19 protein-coding genes and 1 pseudogene are annotated in these 20,757 nt (G+C 46.4%); 7 read left to right on the forward strand and 13 right to left on the reverse strand.

The annotated features are described in order from the left end of the window. Positions 1–80: 80 nt before the first annotated feature. Positions 81–1,433, reverse strand: coding sequence for a sensor histidine kinase (locus tag AC3RCL_RS15290; RefSeq protein WP_492536155.1), 1,353 nt, complete (start codon positions 1,431–1,433; stop codon positions 81–83). 71 nt (positions 1,434–1,504) lie between these two features. Then, positions 1,505–2,212, reverse strand: a complete 708-nt coding sequence (locus tag AC3RCL_RS15295) for a response regulator transcription factor (protein ID WP_492536157.1) — start codon at positions 2,210–2,212, stop codon at positions 1,505–1,507. A 154-nt stretch (positions 2,213–2,366) separates the two neighbouring features. Here AC3RCL_RS15295 and AC3RCL_RS15300 point away from each other — a divergent pair. After that, positions 2,367–2,641 (forward strand): annotated as a pseudogene (locus tag AC3RCL_RS15300) (GlsB/YeaQ/YmgE family stress response membrane protein). A gap of 267 nt (positions 2,642–2,908) precedes the next feature. On the opposite strand, the gene AC3RCL_RS15305 reads toward AC3RCL_RS15300, so the two are convergent. Both AC3RCL_RS15305 and AC3RCL_RS15310 read right to left on the reverse strand, forming a co-directional pair. Continuing rightward, positions 2,909–4,675, reverse strand: a complete 1,767-nt coding sequence (locus tag AC3RCL_RS15305) for a S41 family peptidase (protein ID WP_492536159.1) — start codon at positions 4,673–4,675, stop codon at positions 2,909–2,911. Positions 4,676–5,112: 437 nt separating this feature from the next. Further along, a complete protein-coding gene (locus tag AC3RCL_RS15310; RefSeq protein WP_492536161.1) occupies positions 5,113–5,649 on the reverse strand; it encodes a dihydrofolate reductase family protein in 537 nt (178 codons plus the stop codon). 342 nt (positions 5,650–5,991) lie between these two features. Between AC3RCL_RS15310 and AC3RCL_RS15315 the strand changes: the two genes are divergently transcribed. Next, positions 5,992–6,114: a hypothetical protein gene (locus tag AC3RCL_RS15315; protein WP_492536162.1), complete on the forward strand. Its 123-nt coding sequence runs from the start codon at positions 5,992–5,994 to the stop codon at positions 6,112–6,114. 419 nt (positions 6,115–6,533) lie between these two features. Here AC3RCL_RS15315 and AC3RCL_RS15320 read toward each other — a convergent pair whose 3' ends face one another. Then, positions 6,534–7,760, reverse strand: coding sequence for a copper amine oxidase N-terminal domain-containing protein (locus AC3RCL_RS15320; RefSeq protein WP_192571876.1), 1,227 nt, complete (start codon positions 7,758–7,760; stop codon positions 6,534–6,536). Positions 7,761–8,489: 729 nt separating this feature from the next. Beyond that, the gene (locus tag AC3RCL_RS15325; protein WP_492536164.1) at positions 8,490–8,771 is read right to left on the reverse strand and encodes a hypothetical protein; all 282 of its coding nucleotides are present in this window, start codon (positions 8,769–8,771) and stop codon (positions 8,490–8,492) included. A gap of 194 nt (positions 8,772–8,965) precedes the next feature. Between AC3RCL_RS15325 and AC3RCL_RS15330 the strand changes: the two genes are divergently transcribed. The 5 genes from AC3RCL_RS15330 to AC3RCL_RS15350 are packed head-to-tail and all read left to right on the forward strand — an operon-like array spanning position 8,966 to position 11,279. Next, positions 8,966–9,208: a spore gernimation protein GerQ gene (locus tag AC3RCL_RS15330; protein WP_492536166.1), complete on the forward strand. Its 243-nt coding sequence runs from the start codon at positions 8,966–8,968 to the stop codon at positions 9,206–9,208. An 11-nt stretch (positions 9,209–9,219) separates the two neighbouring features. After that, positions 9,220–9,606, forward strand: a complete 387-nt coding sequence (locus AC3RCL_RS15335) for a spore coat protein (protein ID WP_492536168.1) — start codon at positions 9,220–9,222, stop codon at positions 9,604–9,606. Next, positions 9,603–10,739 carry a zinc-dependent alcohol dehydrogenase gene (locus tag AC3RCL_RS15340; RefSeq protein WP_096773758.1) on the forward strand — a complete coding sequence of 379 codons (1,137 nt, stop codon included), beginning with the start codon at positions 9,603–9,605 and terminating at the stop codon, positions 10,737–10,739. The genes AC3RCL_RS15335 and AC3RCL_RS15340 overlap by 4 nt, the downstream gene beginning before the upstream one ends. A 32-nt stretch (positions 10,740–10,771) precedes the next feature. Then, positions 10,772–10,972, forward strand: a complete 201-nt coding sequence (locus AC3RCL_RS15345; protein WP_492536171.1) for a hypothetical protein — start codon at positions 10,772–10,774, stop codon at positions 10,970–10,972. A 10-nt stretch (positions 10,973–10,982) separates the two neighbouring features. After that, on the forward strand, positions 10,983–11,279 hold the full coding sequence (locus AC3RCL_RS15350; protein ID WP_492536173.1) for a spore coat protein: 297 nt from the start codon (positions 10,983–10,985) through the stop codon (positions 11,277–11,279). Between the two features lie 260 nt (positions 11,280–11,539). Here AC3RCL_RS15350 and AC3RCL_RS15355 read toward each other — a convergent pair whose 3' ends face one another. The 7 genes from AC3RCL_RS15355 to AC3RCL_RS15385 form a co-directional block, all read right to left on the reverse strand. After that, positions 11,540–12,637 carry an L-dopachrome tautomerase-related protein gene (locus AC3RCL_RS15355; protein WP_492536175.1) on the reverse strand — a complete coding sequence of 366 codons (1,098 nt, stop codon included), beginning with the start codon at positions 12,635–12,637 and terminating at the stop codon, positions 11,540–11,542. A 284-nt stretch (positions 12,638–12,921) separates the two neighbouring features. Continuing rightward, the gene (locus AC3RCL_RS15360) at positions 12,922–13,278 is read right to left on the reverse strand and encodes a hypothetical protein (protein ID WP_492536177.1); all 357 of its coding nucleotides are present in this window, start codon (positions 13,276–13,278) and stop codon (positions 12,922–12,924) included. Between the two features lie 84 nt (positions 13,279–13,362). Beyond that, a complete protein-coding gene (locus AC3RCL_RS15365; RefSeq protein ID WP_492536179.1) occupies positions 13,363–14,214 on the reverse strand; it encodes a phytanoyl-CoA dioxygenase family protein in 852 nt (283 codons plus the stop codon). 148 nt (positions 14,215–14,362) lie between these two features. Next, complete coding sequence (locus AC3RCL_RS15370; RefSeq protein WP_492536181.1) at positions 14,363–15,253, reverse strand: helix-turn-helix domain-containing protein; 891 nt, start codon at positions 15,251–15,253, stop codon at positions 14,363–14,365. Positions 15,254–15,448: 195 nt separating this feature from the next. Beyond that, positions 15,449–15,583, reverse strand: a complete 135-nt coding sequence (locus AC3RCL_RS15375) for a hypothetical protein (protein WP_277745850.1) — start codon at positions 15,581–15,583, stop codon at positions 15,449–15,451. Between the two features lie 508 nt (positions 15,584–16,091). Continuing rightward, on the reverse strand, positions 16,092–16,364 hold the full coding sequence (locus AC3RCL_RS15380; protein WP_192571867.1) for a DUF2277 domain-containing protein: 273 nt from the start codon (positions 16,362–16,364) through the stop codon (positions 16,092–16,094). A gap of 190 nt (positions 16,365–16,554) precedes the next feature. Then, positions 16,555–20,745 carry a DUF4855 domain-containing protein gene (locus AC3RCL_RS15385; RefSeq protein WP_492536184.1) on the reverse strand — a complete coding sequence of 1,397 codons (4,191 nt, stop codon included), beginning with the start codon at positions 20,743–20,745 and terminating at the stop codon, positions 16,555–16,557. Positions 20,746–20,757: the final 12 nt, after the last annotated feature.

A 20,757-nucleotide genomic window follows, 5' to 3' on the forward strand; every position in this document is an offset into this window, starting at 1 on the left:
AAAAAGCATTTGTTAGTCTCATAACAGAAATGTACCAATCTTGTAACGTTACCTATTTAGGCTTGGGTTTAGATGCAGGTCTACACACGAGGCAAAACAATCGTAACGGTCGTTCCTTCCCCGATCTGACTTTCCATGTCAATATATCCATTAAACCGCTCTACAATCTCTTTGCAAATCGAAAGTCCAAGACCTGAACCGTTCGCTGTGCTTGCATTTTTCGCCCGGTAAAATCGTTCCTGCACTCGCTCCAGCTCATCGCCCGCGATACCGATACCTTGATCACGTATCCGTATAACTACCTCGCTTGGCGTATGTTCCATCTCTACTTTAATCTGTGAGTGATTGCCTGAGTATTTGATAGCGTTGTCCACAAGGTTGGCGATCGCATGGGACATTAACATTGGATTTGTGTTGGCATAAACTCTTGTTGTACCTTCATCATCCGATTCTCCCTGTGCTTTACTAACCATAATCTTGATCCCTTTATCCTTAGCCTTCGCTTCCATATTCATTGCCACTTGCTGAATCAGTTCGTTCATTTCCGTTTTCCGGGCTTCCAGTTCGTTAGAACCAGCCTTGTCGAATCGGGATAGCAACAACAATTCATTAATCAAGCGCGTCAGCCGATCCGATTCCTGAAGCAGATGAGCATAGATTTTTTGCAGCTCCTTGTTCTCGTTCTCCCCTTCAACCAAGTATTGAGAGAAACCACGAATGGCTGCCAATGGTGTTTTTAACTCGTGAGATACGTTGGAGACAAATTGTTTCTGGTACTGAATGTAATCATTTAGCTGACGCCCCATGGAATCCAGCCCATCTGCCAGCATGCCCAGCTCATCCTTCCGGTTAAGATGAACCCTTCGAAACTCTTGTCTAGAGAAACTTTGCACTGCGCCAAGCAGCACCTTAATCGGCTTGGTTGTGTTGCGGGCAATCCACAGACTGGCTAACGTAATCAGCACAATGAATCCGCCTGCACCCGCAAACAAGATATAACGGATTTGATCCATAATCGCATAAAAGTACGAAATGTCGTCCACGAACTCATACACATAAGCATTTTCGTAAAATTGATTCTGAATGGGAGTTGCAAAATAAAGCAGATGATCTTCCGTTACGGTGTAGGCATAACTGCCGCTCAGGGCTTTCTCAATATTTTTGTCAAAAATAAGCGGTTTGCCTTCATTAATGATGATGCCATCCACTGCCAAGCCCAGCAACCGCTTGGAGCTATCATAGATACGTACTTCCTTGCCTGAAGCTTTCAGCTTCTCCAGAGCAAGTCTGACGATTTCTTCTGTCTGCGATTCTCCTGTCGATGATCTATGCTGTGCCAACACCTCACGGAAAGACAACTCGGACAGATCCGCCTTCTCCATCATCTGTTTTTCGATGGTAATGAAGCTGTAGTAATCGATGGCTTTATTCACCGCAAAAATGATGATGCCAAAGGACAGCACGGAGAAAAATAAATAATTCAGCAGTAACCGGGTTGCATACTTCAGGCCTCGCCACCTCCAAGTTGATAGCCAAATCCATAGATCGTCCTGACATACTTCGGTTCGTCCGCGTTATCCTCCAGCTTCTTCCGCAATCGCATGATGGTCATATCCACACTGCGACTGTCTCCCATAAAGTCATATCCCCATCCGATCTGCAGCAGCTCATCCCGGGTAAAGATTTTGTCCGGCCTTTTGAGTAACGTTTCCAGAATTTTAAACTCTTTGGCCGTTAAAGACACGGGTACACCGTTTTTCAGCACCCTTCGGCTTTCCAGATCAAATGTCAGCTCTTCATGAATGATGCGTGTAGATTTCACTTCTGTTCCTTCACTTGATTCCTCATTGCTCTCGTTTCTTCTCAGAATCACCTTGATCCGAGCGAGCAATTCACGATTGTCAAAGGGTTTGGTCATGTAATCTTCCGCCCCTAGCTCTAGTCCCAACACCTTGTCGATTACCTCATTTTTGGCAGAGAGCATGATCACAGGAACGGCACGTTTCCCGGTGATTTCCTTGCACAGGTCATATCCGGAGCAGTCAGGCAGCATCAAGTCAAGCAGCACCAGGTCCGGCCCAAAAGCATCCAGCAGCTGCAGGGCTATTTTTCCGTTTTCAGCCGTTTGAACGACGTAGTTTTCTCTTCTCAGTACGAGCTCAATTAAATCTCTGATTGCGACTTCATCGTCAATGACAAGTATTTTCTTCAATGTGCACCCCTTCTAGCCTTGTTCCCCAGCTTGAATCATCATTTACCCTCATCTTAGCACAGACACTGTAGATTCCTCCACCAACTGGAAGATGAGGTATATTACCCTGAGCCCAACATAACTAGTAATAAACCCGAAGAATGGAGAACAATCCATGGATCTGCTCTGGGTACTCATTGTTGGTGTAGAATTATTGGCTGGTTAAGCGGCAACTTGTTTGGGCGGATCGTACCGAGCGGTGTACTTGGGAACATTATTGCGGGTTGTATCGGTTCCTGGTTAGGAACAGAATTGCTGGGACCAAGGGGGTCGGTTATTAGCGGATTTCATATTATTCCAGCCATCGTTGGCTCGATTATTGCACTGCTCATCTTCTTCGCTCTGGCACGCGGCGGAGCATTTATAAAATGCGGAAACTGTCCTACATAATGCTACTTCATGAGGTTTTAATCGCTTTTCATTTAGATACTCATCTAATCGGTAATCGGACTTTGTTCTTGTCCATTCCGGCAATCGGTACAAGTTCTTGTCATCGCCTTGGGTCCCCGACATCTTAGGCTAGCTTGTACCGATAAAACAAAAAAGCCGCTAAATTAGCGACTTTCAATGGGTCCATCAAACGGGTTTTAAAAAGAATTCAATTATTAAATTTATAGTTCAACCGATGAAGTTCTTGTCTATGTAGGAGGAAATAGTTTAATAACCATTTTTAATTATTTCAACAGCTTTCTCAACATACTCATCCCTACCTTCCATAAGTCCTTCAATCGTTGGATCAAGACGAATATCAGGCTGCACTCCTATTCTTTGCGTTGGTTTTTTATCTGGATAAAATACACCAATTCCACTTATGCCAGTTTTTATATTTCCTGGAAGAGTAATATTGAATACATTGCCATCCGCTCCAGCAGTTGGCCTCCCAAGAACTATTGAATTTTCTGTTTTTCTCAGCAACATCGTTGTAAACTCACCGTTACTAATCGTATGTTCATTGATTAGAATCACAATTTTCCCTTTAAAAACCTCGTCATCTGTCCGTTGAGGCTTCCCTGAGGTAAGAGGTTCAAAATAATATTCACCTGGTACTGCACGATTAGGAAGTGATACTTTGGCAAACTCTTCCTCAGAAGGGATCAGATATTGGGCCAATTTATAGTCAACTGAGCTAGAAGGATAGTTTCTAAGATCAACAATCAGACCTTTAGTGTCCCACCATTTTTTCATGATATTATCAATCTCGCCATCTTCCAACAGACCGGCATTAATATAGTAGATCTCTCCGTTCTCCATTGCTTGTGATTTCGTATAAACAAAGTAATTATTCTCTTCTAGGCTGCTTGTCGCACTTATGTTCATTGTTTTTCCCTGTCGAATGACAGTAACGTCCATATTCTTTTGATGAGTTCGGAATAATGCATTATAGACATGTCCTGACGTGTCTTCTCGTGATTGTGAGATGTATTTTCTTCTATCTTCTAATAATTCATCAATATTATTATCACCTACTTTTAGTACAATGTCTCCGACCTCAAGTCCACATTTGTTATGGACTGTACTTATAACAATCTGATTGTTAATTTCAACAAAGTTTACGGGAAGCCGATACGTTCCAAAATACTCAGTAATGGACTCTCTATTTTTGCCACTCAAATAAACATGAGAATCGTGTACTCTAGTTGTTAGTTCTGCTAATGTCATGAAATAGGAATGATAATCAGATCCATCTATCATTTTAGGAATAAAATCTATAAGCACTTGATCCCAATCCTCTCCTATGACATCTTTATAAGGAAAATAGTATTCGATAATATTCCAATAGCGGAATAAGCCAAGCAACCTGTAGCCCGTGTCATCAAATTTCATATTAGTATAAGCGTTTTCATTATGCATAATCCCTAAGGGTGATTCATCATTAAAGCTAACGTATGCATTTTTTCGTTCTGAAATGTTAGAATCTAAAATTTTTGATAATTCAAGACTCAGATCTGTTCCAAGATATTCCTCATCCTTGGACCAATCTGTGGTTGGACTGATTTGTATGGAATCATCGGAAAACTGGTATTGCTGTTCAAGATCCCCGGAAATGCTCTCATTACCTAGCGTATGAACCCAATCATAGAGAATTGAATTCACATCCGAGTTTTCTTCTAAAATAGAAGGCATCACACGAAATAGCTCATAGTCCCAATTTATATCCCCAGATACAACCTTTGGATGGTAATATTTCACCACTCCCCATACCTTACTGAGCTTAGCAAAATCCTCGATCTTCTGTTCAGAAAGGCTGGAAAATTTCATTCCACTTCCTTGGTCATACTCCTGCTTCTGCTTCTGCTCCTGCTCTTTCACTTGCTCAAGCTGATGAGTCTCCTGTGATGCAAAACATCCTGCACTAATGAGGACAAACAATACACTGATGATAAATACAAAGAACATCCGGTTTCTTCTTTTTTTTAGTCTCACCGTTTTCCACCTTTCAGCTCAATAATTTATCTTTTTCTTGTAAATCTTTTAGAATACATTCTCACTTTTCACTCTGTAACCGTTCGTCTACTCCTTTTTATTTCATATTTTACACCAAATAAAGGAATATGAAAAATCTTCCTGATACTACAACAAAAGCAGCTGATCACCTAGATCAGCTGCTTTCTTATTTTGATCGTGCTTTCGTTTCCCGTTACTTTAATGGAAAATTCAATTTGCCTTCACTGCTTTGTCTGAGATTCCGTTTTTCGGATAACTTTGCTTCCAACGAAGGTCAATCGTCAATTCCATTAATAACTATGTCATTTCACATAACTGAACAAATTTCAAAGAATAAGAGATCCTCTGACTGCCGCTACAGAAGGAGAATCCCTATTAAAGTAACGTGCCCTTTAGGCCGCTGGGTCAACCGCACACTAAGCTGGAACGTAGGTCAACCTTATCACCTTCTCGCCAATTCGATCGCTTGCCACGAGGCGCAGCGGCGGCCGCGGACCGGCGAAGAACGGCTTGCCGTGACCCAGCACGACTGGATGGAGATAGAGTCGATACTCATCAACGAGACCAAGCTCCGTTAGACTGTGGGCCAACTCCGGTCCGGCAACTTCAATCTTTCCTTCATGCTGAGCCTTCAGCCCACGTATGGCCGCTGCGAGGTCGCCCTCGATCAGATAAGCGTTTGGACCGACGGACTTTAACGTCCTCGACACCACCCACTTCGGTTTGCTTTGCCACGCCGCTGCGTATTCCCGTTCCGGCGCATCCCATTCTAAATGGTCTCCGTCCCAATACCGCATGGTCTCGTACATACGGCGCCCGTACAGGATGCCTGCGAGGCCGCGCACGTCGTCGATGAAATGACGGAATAGCACGGGGTCGGGCTGAAATGCCGTGTGGTCGTGGTCAACGAATCCGTCCAGAGACTGGTTCAATGCGAAAACGATCTTTGCCATGTAACTGACTCTCCTCCCTGGTTTTCTCGCACATTCATCATCAAGATTGCACGTTCCATATGCAGCCTTCTTTATGTCTAGATTTTATCATCCAACAGTATGTCCGGCAAGGCACCGCCCATTTGTAATACAATTTGTTTTGATTCGTTGACTTCATCCATTTAATATTCTCCTCAACAATAAACTGTTATAGCTAGTATATTGTTAATCTAGATTCTTTTCCATACGATACCACTTGTAAGTCCAGTGGATTTCCATACCTCCCTTACGTACTTAAATTGTTCACAAGTTCAATATCAGATAAAATCTCGATAAAAGTTGAAGGTTGACCCCGGTTCGAGCTTGAGCTTTACCAAAACTAACTTTAACTCCATACAAATTACAGCTGCAGGGGCCACAGCCGACACCGGCGACAGGCGAGATCTGTATCACCTCACGCTATCGGATAAGTTATTAAAACCATAACATGCTCAAGCGACACCCAAAGGGTGCCATTTTCTTTTTAATGTCCTTTTGTATCGCCTATTACATAATTACGTACGTATATTTTGTTCTCGTAAAGACCTTACCTTGGAAATGGACTGCATCTCTTATCCTTTGTACAGTGAAATATGACAGGAGATGGTAGTTCGTCTATGGGGGAAAATCTAATTTCATCAACTTCTCCTTCTTCATTAAAAATTGTAAAACTTGTACCGATAAAACAAAAAAGCCGCTATTATAGCGACTTTCTATGGGACCCTGTTCTTGTCCCTCGACACCGTTAGCTTAATTATTTGGGAGTGCTATGAGCTATGGCATATGCGGTAAAGTTTTCCCCGATCAGCAAGCCGTTTTAATGCCCTTCGACTTAAACGTCAGACAATTAGATAAACACCAGCTGCTTATTTCATGTCCTGCCAGCTTTTAAAATCGTGAACGGCAAAGCCGGCATAGCTTGCGTAGCGAGCCAATTGATTATGGGCAGATTGAAGCTCCTTTTCCATCACTTCATTGCTCATGGAAAAGAATGAGACCCGCGGACCCTCTGTGCTTTTGACCGTTTCTACAGCAACAACAACTTTCTTCTTCAGAGTGGATGCTTCTCTCAGCATGGCCTGCGCATTTTCCACAATTCCATTGCTGCCTAATGCATGATTCCGATAATTCATTATGACGAGGCAATCGAACTTCTCGAGCAGCCATGCGCTCATACTGTAATCCTTCCCCGGAACATTAATCGTATTCAGCCAATACGGAACATCGATAGCAATTTTCAAGCCGCTCCCTCTGGTTTCTTTCTCGATCAGTCTCAAATTGTCCATCCAGCTTTCAATAATCGCCTTGTTGTCCTTTTTCCATTCGCTTAGCGCATAAGGTTCAATATCGAAATGCAGTCCTGTAAAGCTTGCCTCCGGGCCAACAAAGGAATTGTAGGTTTTAACCCACGTGATGAATTTTCGAATATCCTCCTGCTTAGACTTATAGACCCATTCGGGGCGCCCCTCAAGGGCTTCCACTTGAATTCCTTCGCTTTTGGCTTTTCGTATAAAACCTTCATATATCGCTGGATCGATATCTCTATTCACCTGAAGGTAAACAGATGTCACACCCTTCATTTTTGCAAAGCTTATAATTTTCTCTTGATCCTGTTTGATGATCTGACTGTCCCATATCCATGTTCCTTTCGGAACATTGGCCACGGAGGTCATAATGCTCACCAGATTGCGCGTGGGCTGCCACTCCACATTAGCATGCAGGGCTTCACTTATAAAACGCAACGGAACCATCGTGCGGCCGTTTTTGAGCACTGCCGACCCTTCAAAGTCTACTCTTTTACCGTTCACCAGTGCATGATGATCGCCAATCACCAAAATAACAGTGTCACGGTTAAGCGAGATCGTGATTTGTTTTAATTTTGAGTCCCATTTCGTAGCAGCTCCAAGCTTGTCGGATATAAAAGCAAGTGGAACCATCGTAAGGTTGGATCTCTGATCGACATATGGGTGCTCATCCGGGAATTGCACATCACGCCCATCCACGGATACTTGGACTTCAGAAGCGTAAATAGCGGGGGTAAACGCAGCTAAACTTAGCATGATAGCTAACGTGCATACTAGCAATTTTCTCATGGGTGATTTCCTATCTTTTTGAATTTGTTCTTTTTCTTACTGTGCACGCATTGTCACATAATGAGATTATAAGGTATGTAATAATTGGTAACAAGATCAACAGGCTCGATCGATTTGCAGAATTTGAAATAAAGGATGGCTTATACATAAATCTCGTTTATCGTAATTGATAATATCATTTTTTCCGGACCCAAAAGCGTAAGCCCGCGCCCATTACCAACGAAATACTTGTGATTGGCGACACGGTTACTGGGTAGACGGATCAGCTTGGGACACATCGGCACATGTTCTTGTCCTTTTCTTTTTTAGTAATGAAAAAATCCCTTCATTCGTTAGGCAAGATTAAGTCCATCTTAACAGATGTCTTTTTTCTCTTGTCTACTGAAAGGGGATTTTTCCCAAAAAAGTGATCAAAGTCCGGCAAATTGTATATATTGGGCTCCACTGCTTAATCATATCCGGTTTCGATAATTTTTTTTGAAAATGTCTGAGACAGCTCAAAAAACAAAAAGCTTCGTCAAAAGCCGAAGCCTTTTGACGGAAACTCACCGTGTCTAAGGCAAATACGTTCCTTGAGCAGCTACGCAGGTCATTTGCCCATGCGGAAAAAGTATCGGCGTAAGTTCGGAAACATCATCGGGATATACTCGATATAGACAGACGACCATACCTCGACATTAATAAGCCTGACTCTACTGTATCCGAAAAAGAAGAAATGCCAAAACCGTTTTATCGTTGGTCAGGCAGACGTAATGCATATGCTGAAGTTTGCGCTTGATCTAAAAATTCCTCAGCTTGGGTCAATTGCTGCCGGGCCCTCTCCAAAGCTTGTGAATTTGTTGCCGCATTAGATTCACTTATCGAGCTTATCGCCTGATTTAAAGCAGTTTGTGCCTCAGAAGCAGCGTTAGATGCATGCTGCTCCAGCGTATTACCGCTGGAATTAAGTGTACCTTCTGCCGGTTCTCTTGTAGTTTCGGTGCCTAGATCAATTTTGTTTTTATTGGGCACAGTGAGTACTCCTCCCTTGAGCAAGATCTTTCAGTTAAGTTAAACAGAATTAAGTATGAGGTTAAGAATTTGTTTATATTCCTGTGAACGGTATGGGAATATACGGATCTTACATCTCTGGCAATCCATTTTAGTATAAGATCCGATTCGTTGGAAAATCTAACGTTGATGAAAAGGGAGGTGATCATTTCTGAATGAAAAATCCAACGCTAGCACCGCACGAATCGATGGAACTGCATGAAGCGTTAAACTTTAAAACGCTCTGCCTCGCTAAGTCAAAACTTATGCAAGGCCTGGTCTTTGATCAAGAGCTAAAGGACTTAATGCAGAAAGACGTAATCCAATCCATACAACAGCTCGCCGAGCTGCAAGCAATCTACGCAAGAGCTCCTTTCCAAGCGCCTGTTCCGAATAGTCCGACACCTATAACACATTAAGGGGAATTCAAATGAATACCGATTATTTAGATCCGATTAATTCATTAAATATGCCGGAAATGGCAGATATGACGTTTGCCATGGACTTCCTTCTTCGTGCCAAGGAGGGTGTGCGTAATTTGTCCATCGCCCTGACGGAAACGGCTTCACCGGATGTAAGAGCCCTGCTGCACAATCATCTTAAGCAGGGTATTGCAATGCACCAAGAAATCACGGAGCTCATGATTCGCAAAAAATGGTTCCATCCTTACGAGCTGAACGAACAGTACCAACTCGACCAGCTTTCGGCAAACAATACGGTGATGATCGGGCAGATGGATTTGTTCCCGGATGATACGTCGCGTAAAGGGATGTTTGATCGGACCCCAGATGAACATATTGGAGGACACAAAGCATGAAGGCGGTAACGTATCAAGGGATTAAAAATGTCGTGGTCAAAGAGGTGCCGGATCCGAAGATTGAAAAACCGGACGATATGATCGTAAGAGTCACCAGTTCCGCCATTTGCGGTTCGGACCTTCACCTGATTCACGGAATGATCCCTAACCTTCAGGAAAACTATGTCATCGGGCATGAACCGATGGGGATTGTAGAAGAAGTAGGTCCTGGAGTGACCAAGGTAAAGAAAGGCGACCGGGTGATCATCCCTTTCAACATCGCATGCGGAGAATGCTTTTATTGTAAGAATCAGCTGGAAAGCCAATGCGACAATTCAAACGAACACGGGGATATGGGCGCCTATTTCGGTTACTCCGGAACGACCGGTGGTTACCCTGGTGGGCAAGCTGAGTACTTACGAGTTCCGTTTGCTAATTTCACCCACTTCAAGATTCCTGAAAACTGCGAGCAACCGGACGAAAAGCTAAGCTTGATCGCCGATGCCATGACGACGGCATTCTGGAGCGTAGATAACGCCGGCGTCAAGAATGGAGATACGGTCATCGTGCTCGGCTGCGGTCCGGTCGGACTTCTGGCCCAGAAATTCTGCTGGCTAAAGGGAGCAAAGAGGGTCATCGCCGTTGACTATGTCGATTACCGCTTACAGCATGCAAAGCGAACGAACCATGTGGAAATCGTGAACTTCGAACAGGATAAGAATATCGGCAACAATCTCAAGGAAATGACCAAAGGCGGCGCCGATGTCGTCATTGATGCGGTAGGCATGGACGGCAAGATGAGCGATCTCGAATTTCTAGCCAGCGGTTTGAAACTGCAAGGCGGCACCATGAGCGCATTTATCATTGCGTCACAGGCTGTCCGCAAAGGCGGGACCATCCAAGTCACTGGTGTATACGGCGGACGCTATAACGGATTCCCGCTCGGCGACATCATGCAGCGAAACGTGAATATCCGCTCCGGACAAGCTCCGGTCATTCACTACATGCCGTACATGTATGATCTGGTTACTTCTGGAAAAGTGGATCCAGGAGACATTGTTACGCACGTCATTCCGCTCAGCGAAGCAAAACGGGGCTATGAAGTGTTCGATACCAAAACGGACGATTGCATTAAAGTCATCTTAAAGCCTTAAATTATGGATAGATACGCGGGAGGACAATCCGAATGAATTCCAATTATGCTTTGCATGAGATGCTTGAGGTACATGAAATAGCTGCGTTCAAGACGGTTTGCATGACCAAATCCAAGACCATGCAAGCTCTGGTAACCGACCCTGAGCTCATGCAAATTTTGCAACAAGACGTACAACTATCACAACAGCAGCTTCAGGAACTCGGTGGAGTGCTGTCTAAAGCGACCCTATAGGAGATAAAACATGAACCCAATATTAGAACACATGACAGGGCTTCATATGCTGACCGATGACGTGATCGCAATGGATTTTTTGATGAATGCCAAGAGCGGAGTCAGGAACTACGCCATGGCCGTGACCGAATGTGCCACCCCTGAAATCAAGCAGATTTTGATGAAACAGCTCGAAGAAGCCATAGAGTCCCATGAAAAGATAACAAACTACATGATGCAGAGGGGCCTATACCATCCCTACCATATTCCTGAGCAAATTCAGCTTGATCTGAAAAACATTCAGACCGCCATGAACATTCTGTCCTGACACCGTATTTCGTCCAGGCAAAATGCATAAAACCACAATGGTTCACGGCCCTTTCCGCAAAACTGCGGAGGGGCTTTTGCTTCTAGGAAGCAACATTTTCCCGCCAAGTACACCATCGTCATCCGACCTCAAAAAGCCCTTTAATATTTGCTGCGCAAGCGTTTTTCGGGGTCAGGTGCCCAGTTGCGGGAATATATCATAATTTCAACTGACAAAAAAGGCAGCCCCCTGATGAGGGATAGCTACCTTGTTTATGATTATTATGAAAAGGTAGGAGCAGGGAATTCATCAATTCTCATACGAAGTAAACTATATGGTTTTTCCCGCAGGTCTCTCCCATAATGAAATCTCGCCTGCCGATGTAATTGATTCACAATGACGTATAAGTATTGATCGGGTCCAATCGAAAAAGTATCCGGCCATAAAATTCTCGGGTCATGCGCGATGGTTTCCATTGCGCCATTCGGCAATATCTTCCGGATACTGTTGTTTTCATAGTCTCCCGCATAAACAGTTCCTTTTGCGCCGGTGATCATTCCATCAGACGCACCTTTTTCTCCCCAATACTGCACATATTGGGATAAATTCATGTCCTGTATTCTTCTGTCTCTAAGGGCTTCTGTTGAGATGGAGAACAGTTGACGGCTGGTTAGCGGAGCATAAAATAAAACCTTTCCATCAGGAGAAATCGCTAAACTATCGGAAGCCAATCTAAATGGGAAAGTCGAGCCGTCCGGGTTTCGATTCATCAAAATTTCACCTTCTACTTTCGGTAAAAAATAGGGATCAGGTGAAGTTGATTCTGCCCCATTTAATCGTCTAAACGCGTTCCCATTGTCTAAATCGACGACGATAACAGCCCCTGGCCCTCTGGAAGAAGAATCCGTTATATATGCATATCCCGCGCTTCCAACCCGAAAATCCAAACGGACATCATTCAGATAAGTGGTTGGCAAGACAACATCTTCTGTAAAGGTATATACTCTCCTTATTGTATTCGTGCTTAAATCAACAGCAACTAATTTTGCTCCCCCTTGAATAGGTTCAGAAAAATTTGGTGCCCCTGTATCTAGTACCCAAAGCGTTCCTCTTCCATCGGCAACGATACTTTGGACACTGACGAAAGACATTGTGATATTACCAGTACTAACCATATTGTTTTCTAAACTGGGATAAGGCTGCAATTCACCCTCAACAATTTCCGCCACAGTAAATGGAACGTCGTCTCCCCATTTCGGAAAACAAACAAAAATACGACCGGTTTCGGAAACGCTGACACCTGTAGGCATTGCCCCATAAAAAGCATGGACCAGTTCAAACTGCCCAAAATATTTTTCCATAGGTAACATAGGTTGCATAATATCCTCCTCATCAAATCCGAACGGATATCAACTATATATGATGAAATTTTTTTGTAGTGCCTGGTTCTTGATAAATTTTCTATCTTATCATTAACGAGGAACAATTGTATCGTTTGGACCGCCAGTAAGGTAATGATCGTCGATAAGGATACCATCAACACATCTGGATATTTGACTATCCTGCCTATTAGTTGAACAAAAGTTGCTTATGGTACGGAAGCACAAAAAAGCGCATTCTCATTGTAATAGAGAATACGCTTGAACATGATGTCGGCTGATCGTTACTCTTTAAAGGATTCGTGTGCAATTTCAGCAGCGATATATTGTCTCATCCAGTCGCACACCTCCCATAAATTCGCCACAGGTTCATTGCTGAAATGCATTGTGTTCAAATAATTTGGCGGGCCGAAATCGGTCGTAACCGACAAGCACTCTGCTCCCTCTTTACTACGATGTTGATAAATCTCGCGCCACCAACGGGTATGAGTTAAGAGTTCCTGCTGGTATTCGGGAGCTGCGGGATGCGGAACTTGCGGTCCTTGAGCATAGCCGACACGGGCATGAATTTGGACGGATCTCGAGATCGTGAGCTTTACGCTGTTGATCCTGCGGGCCGGGAAGGCCAGCTTCAACCCCATCGTATCCCGCCCCAGCGATCGGCTTGAAGCTTTCTTCCCAACTGCCGGTCATGCCCCACAAAGCCTTATATATCGCTACTTTCATTAGATCTTGGCCTCATAAAGCACAGGCCAGGCTTCACCTGCGAATAGCTCTCCATCTTTACCTGCCATCATTTGCGCATTAAAATGGCCATCTCCTCTTGGATTGTAGGTGTATCTCGTCTCCCCCGTCATCAAATGCACAGCCATCGAGCGTCGAGCGCCTTCGGTTATGTTAGGGCCGCTGCCGTGAATGGTCAGTGCGTGGTGGAAGCTTACCTGACCGGCTTTCATCACCATCGGAACTGTAGTGAAGCTTTCATTTTCCGGAATATCCATCGTTTCCTGCTGCTTCTCCATGTTTTGCTCGAAGAAATCACTCACGTTCAGAAGCCCCCATTTATGACTTCGCGGCACCATTTGCATACACCCATTGGACAAGTCCACATCGGTAAATGCCACCCACGCAGTAATGAGCGACGGCTCCTTACAGCATTGCCAATACGAATAATCTTGGTGCCAGCCCACATTAGCCGTTTCCTTACCATTACCTCTGCCCGGTTTATAAAGCAGTTGGTCGTGAAACAGCCGAATCGCATCGGCATGCATCAGTTTGGCGGCAATGGCTCCGATGGTAGGGTCGGTCGCAACCTGACGAAGCGTCCTATCGGACCAATGAGAGTTATCCGTTTTTCGCAATGCTTTCGGGTTATTCTGACCTTCCAACCAATTGCATACCGGTTCTCTCCCCGTCTCGTATTCACCTTTGTACATCTTGTCTTGATGTTCCTTAATCTGAGCAAGCTCTTCCGCCGAGAAGATGACCGGAGACATCCAATAACCATTCTCGTCAAAAAAAGCAACATCCCGCTCCGATGGAAGACAATTCACACGTACATCATGATGATTTACCATCTGTCAACACCTCATCCTAACTTTTTTTGAATCTGCTGTAATTATACTTGTGATACTGCGGGATGTATTTTTAAATAATTGCTTTAAATTTAAACATTTTCACCAATTAAACTCTTTTCTGCGTCTTGCACTGCGCAGGATGGACCGGTCAACGAGAGGTATTGTGATTCCGAAACTCGAGGGGGGATTTTCCACTGTGCCGCTTAAAGAATATGCTGAACGAATGGATCGATGTGAAATGCAGCTTCACGGCGATGGAACTTACCGATTCACCGGTTTCAAGCAGCAAGTGCTTCGCCTTGTCCAAACAGAGTGAACGAATATACTCCCCGATGGTTACCCCCAAATGCTCTTTAAATTCCCGGGCCAGATGGGAACGACTGATATGGAACTGATGCGCAAGGTCATTGATTGTAAGGTCGGCACGAATTTCGGCATGCAAGAAATTTAAAATTTCGATAATGTCCGAAGGCAGTTTTTTCGCTCCATGATTTCTTTCTTGCGATGAGGCCTTATAGATTCGTGCTATGGAGACAAGCAATTGGATAAACAATCCTTGTACCATCGGTTTACTTAAAAAGATTTTCATGCGCAGTTCTTCAAAAATGTTATCGAAAATGCTTTTTATGAGACCATTTTCGTCCTTCTCCACCCGATTAAAACCGATTTTGTAATATTCCACTTCCAAGCTTCTCATCTGCTCGAGATTAAAGCCAAGGTAATACAACCTAAACGGCAAGTCTCCAGCGGCAGCTCCTTGATGACTTTCGCCTGGTTTCGTTATAAAAAGATCTCCCTGACTAACCGTGTAGTAAGATCCGTCTATCGTAAACCACCCTTGCCCACTTTCCACATAACACAGTTCAAAATGTTCATGATGGTGACCGGGCACATGCCATGTTTCGTATAAAACGACGCCAATATAAGATAAATTTTCAAATTCGGTCTCGTAAGGAAGCTCGAAACGAATTTCTTTGTCTGATTCAAGCAAACGTGAATCCTTTGGTGTGTTATATTTGGCGGAACGTTTCTTCTCCATCTGGCCACCTCCCTTCTTCAAGAATATACTTAAGATTCAAGTACAACAAGGGTTATCAAGACTCCAAAGCGAATGGTCGTCACACCTTGAGCCCGGTAACACTACCCCATCGAGAAGAGTCATAGGCGATTATCGCAGGCCGATTCCATCCATCAGACTTCTTATTTGCCCTGTCTTCTCTCCACATCCTTGGCATTAATCATACCCCCTAACCAGTTTCTCCTGCGCGGCAGCCACTTTGCAGGACCATTCCAACTGGTCGTCCGTAGGCTTCCGGGCTCCGGGCGATGGGATCACTGGGAGAATCGCCGCTGATCCGAAACATTTCATGCACTTCCTCCAACTTATTTGGGGTGGCTTAAACTGATTGTTCCCAGCAGCTCTGTGATAATGTGCGACAACGATATCAAAAAACACGTATAATACAAAATCATGGTTAGAATAACAAGCTGATTAGATATTTATCATATCGGTAATCGGACCAAGTTCATGTCCATTACGGTAATAGGTACAAGTTCTTGTCCTCGACTCGGGACAAGAACTTGTACCTATAAAACAAAGAAAGTCGCTAAATAAGCGACTTTCATTGGGACCTTGTTCTTGTCTCTCGCCAGAACTTGATAACATTCTCCCACCCATACAATACTTGAGAGAGATCTCGAATGGTAACAATTAACCCCCGTCTGGCATTTCATGTTGAACGTCCTCTTTTGTCGGTGGAAACAATGAAGCTTTAGGCGGAGTTTCAATACTTTCGACAGCGTTTACGTTCAGGAGTCAAAACGATCGAGTTTCCAAAAAACCTAGGTACCTTTAGTGGGATTCCGTCTATACCCGCTTAGGATTCTCCGAATCGCTTAGCGGCTCGTTCCCGGGCCCGAGCGATCTCGACCTCTCGATTGCGGGGTTCGGCTTGAGTCACCAGAGAATCCAGAAGCTGCCGTGCAACGGCGGTAAACTCTTGCACCGCTTGGTTAAACGCCGCTTCGTTCGCTTTGGAAGGACGGTTAAACCCCGAGAGCTTCCTTGCGAATTGCAGCGCTGCAGCCTGAATTTCTTCATCCGTCGCAGGCGGGTCGAAATTGAATAAGGTCTTGATATTTCGGCACATGGCATTTTAAACCCCTTTCTTGAAATGAACGCACTTTGTTGTATCCAGCATAACATAGTTTGTTCATTCAAGTAGTTCTTCAACCTCTCATCCCTCCGTTTAAGAAGTTCTATTCTGTATCGTCGAAAAAGCACACCCCGGGCGCGTTGCCGCGCTAATCGGAATGTGCTTAAATCAATTGTTCCCGCTTCTACTGCTGCTGCCCCTCGATTAATTGAAGAACGCGATACAAGAACATCGCCGCTTCAGCCCTGCTGGTCGTACTCTTCGGCTTCATGTAGCCGTTAGAGCCCGTAACCAGCCCATACTCGAACATCGTTGCCACGCTGTCCGCAGCATATGGCGCAATCTGGCTCGCATCACGGAAGCCCTCAAGCGTTGAACCGGATGCGGACGGCTTTATTGCCCCCGTCGTTTGCAGCGCTCGGGTCAGCATAACCATAGCATCCTGGCGGCTGATTGAATCACGAGGAGCGAAGTTAACTTCGTTCACTCCCGAAGCGATTCCCAATTGCTTGGCGATGGAGACCGCATCATAGTAATAATCATTCGGTTTCACATCGGCGAACGTCGAGGCGATTTCGGCACGCAGGTCAAGCATGTTCACCAGCATCAAGATAAAATCAGCTCGCGTTACCTGATTTGCGGGGCTGAACTTGCCTTTTTCGATCGAGGTGCCTTTGACGATGCCTCTTTCCGCCAGCTTCTCGATCGCCTCGCGCGCCCATTCATGCTTGCCAAGGTCGCTAAATGCAGCCGGATTCTTGCCGCCGATAGCATAGACGCCGACATGGTCGATGGAGAATCGCAGCATATTCTTGTCTTTGTCATAAGACGCGCCATTAATTGCCGCCGCGCTGTCGCCCATCAACTCGAAAGCTTGCAGATCAACAGCTTGCTCTCCTGCTTGAAGCGAATACGGAATGGCAATCGAAATCGATGCCTTCGTATTTTTCCAAGACAGAGCTTCACTGTTGAGTTGCAATGCAACTTCTACGATTGGCCTGTTGCCGATCAGCCCGGCCGCTTCGTTACTGCGATACTCGCCCGCATAATCGCTTACGATTACGAGCAGCTTTCCAGCATTCTCATTGACTCCTGCCAGCATGTCACCAGTCAAAACAAGCTGAGCGTACGGCGTGGAGATATGCAGAATCAGATTAGGCTGGTTCGTCAGATTAGCCGCCGGAAGCTCCAAAGCATAGCTCCCAGCCGCGTTCGACGGCTTCAATTCAACATGAACATGTTTATTGCCTTTGCTGTCGGCCACTGCCCTCTGAATGGCGGCCTTCAGATCCGACGCCCCGACCGCAGCGGCAGCCTGCTGGCCGTTCATCGTTGGGACAAGCACGGCTTTGACTGAACCGTCCGCTTGCAAGGTATACGGATTCTGCGCCTGACCGCCTCCGCCGCTGCCTCCACTGCTGCCTCCGCCGCTGCCTCCACTGCTGCCACCACCATTGCTTCCACCGCCGCCTCCATTGCCTCCACCACTCGTAGGCGCCTTGCGGTATTCGAAGGTTACCAGCTCGGGAATCGTCATGTCATCCGTTTCAAGCTCGACCGCATACTTCCCTTGCTCTTCTCCGGTCAACGTAAAGGCGATGCGGAAGCTTCCGTCATCCTCAGTGCCCGTCTGACCGGTATATTGAATGTTGCCTTTTGGGTCAAGCACTTTCACATACAAATGTTCTTTCTTGCCAATCATGACCAGACCGTCAATCGTGACTTTCTTCGTGGAAGCGTCCACAGCGGCTTGTATGCCGTCCAACGTCTTTAGTTCTTGCTGCGGAGCAAGATCGTACACGCCGAATTCATAGAAGGAATAACCGTAAAACGTTGCCCGATTCAATCCCTCGAACTTGATGTATCTTGCCGTCGTTGCCGGGAAAACCAGGGTGTTCTTGCCGTCGGCAGCTTTAACTACGCCATTGTTGCCGACCTTCAAGGGCTCCCACGTTTGCTTATCATCCGAGACGCTCAGACGGTATTGGTCCGCGCGCGCATATTCCCAATCGATGCGGATCGTATCGAAGGTTTGCTGGCTGTCCAGATCAACCTGGAACCAAGCCGTATCGCGGACTTCGCTTGCCCAACGCGTGGCCGGTGCGCCGTCGAGCGCCTTCGCAGGCTCCAGACCTGCGGCTTCCGTTGAGGATGCCTCTGCTTCTTTATCTTGTGCGATGCTGCCAGCCTCGAAATACACGCCTTCCTTCAGCGCTGTATAAGCGCCTTCCGTTACAAACTCAAGGCCTTTAGCTTCTTCCAGCTTCGCATAGAATGCCAGCAAATAGTCCCTGGCTTGCTCAGGGTCGCTCTCTTGCGTACGCTCCATCATGATCAAGGCGTTGCGCATAGCGCGAACCGTATCGGCATTGCTAAGCTGCTTGTTGTCCGCGTACTTATCAACAAGAGCCAATAGGCCTTCAGCGCCCAAACGAGCTTCTATTACGAATTTAACCGTCTTGGATTTGGCAGCCGCCACCGTCAGCTCCAGCACATGTTTGCCCGGCTTACCCGTCAGATCTACAACAGTTCCTTCCGTATAAGGCTTGCCGTCATACTTGGCCGTAACTTTAACGATCCCGCTCCCGTCGTCTCCCGGAATGGTCCAGGTGAATGCGGCCTGTGTCGTATCAGGCACGATCGTATGCTCCGAGATCGGCTGCCCGTTCATGAGCGCTACAACATCAGGCGGAGCAGCGTCTTGCTTCTGATAAGTGCCTTTAGAGAATTGGTATAGCCAATCGTAAAGCACTCGGGTAGCAGGGTCTGTGCTTTTCGCCGCGTTGTATACAGCGTTGTTGCCTTGATAGTAAGCTTTATATCCATGCTGCATCAGACCGGTATCCACGCCGCTGTTCAAGTACTCGATGAACCGCTCGCGGAAGACGGCGTCGTTGATCATCCGGTCGTCGAATTCCAGCTCCAGCGACATGCCGTACCGCTTCGCCATATCCGCTGTATCCTCCAGACGCGAAGGGTCCAGTTTCTCGAAGAAATAGTTCGGCTGCAGAGATACGGCATCAATGCCGACATCCTTCCACATGAATGCCTTATAGGCCATAAAATGAGGAATCCAGAACAGCTTCAGGCCTGCGTTATGAACGATGTCGCTCGCTCTCTTGACCATCTCCGGCCCGGTCGCATGCGTGCTGATTTGTTCCTCCAGCCAATACATGCCGACGAGCTCCAGGTTCGAGTAGCCCGCAGCCGTCCATCTGGCTTGCACTTCATCGACCCACCACTGAATCGCTTTGGACCTGTTATCCAGCGATGCGGCATCGCCGACCGCACCTACATCGAAGTTCAGATCCTCGCCGTCAATGCTGCCGAAGTCGGACTGATACTCGCCCGGTTCTGGAATCATCAGAACAACCTTCGTCTTATGGTCGGGCTCGCCAAGCTTCACGCCTGCATCGACCGTCGCCTCGTTCAACGCGCTCATATCGCCGCCAGCGTTAAACGTTTTATCCAAATACCATTCCCATTCCTGTTTTCTGGCTTTGCCGGCCGCTTCTGCCGCTCCGAAGCCTCTGCCGTTATCCGACGTCAAGCCCAGATACAGTACGCCGTCGAACAGCCAATCGACAGGCTCTCCCTGCTCGTTCACATAACTGATATTAGGGATAGCCCGTTCCTTCGTCCAATTTCCTGTGCCGTCCGCGTAGTGTCCGTTATACAGCAAGCCCAGGTTTTGAATCCCGCCAGTTGCATCTCCAGGCTGCAGGAGGGCGTACGGCTCAGGCTGTACCGGCTGTGCTCCGGCGATCAAGCCATCCGCACCGGTAATCGTCACCTCGTCGATCATGCTCCATGCCCTCGGATGCATGGAGAACACCACTTTCACATACCGAGCATATACGAGTCCTTCGGTATAATCGCCACGCTTGACAGTTCCAGTTTCAGGGCTGCCATCCCATGCAAATGTCTCGATGTTGGTCTGGTCGCCCCATAACAACTGAGTTGCATTATGAGACAATACGCCCCAGCTCACCCCATCGTCCGACGCGTAGAACGAAACGGTGAGCGGCACAAGCGTTTCGTTGTTCGGCCAATCGTGCAGGAAACGCGCGCTCACCTCCTGAACCGTCTTTTGCTCGCCTAGATCAAATACAACCGAACGGGATTTCTTGTTGCGGTGGCCCACCCAGTTGCCGCTGTCACGCGAGGGGTCGGCGGCATTGCCGTCCGTCAGCTTCGTCCCGTCATCCGGGAAAACGCCCTCCGGCTGTTCCGACCACGTGTACGTTTTCCCTTGGGCCAGATTATAAAAGCCGGCGCTTTCTCCGCCCGCCTCCTCCGCATACACGGAGGAGATTAACGATAACAGCATGACCGGGACAAGCAGCATAGCAGTCAAACTTCGTCTAGTTTTCACCTAATCTCACGC

This window comes from Paenibacillus sp. MT86, assembly GCF_058792535.1.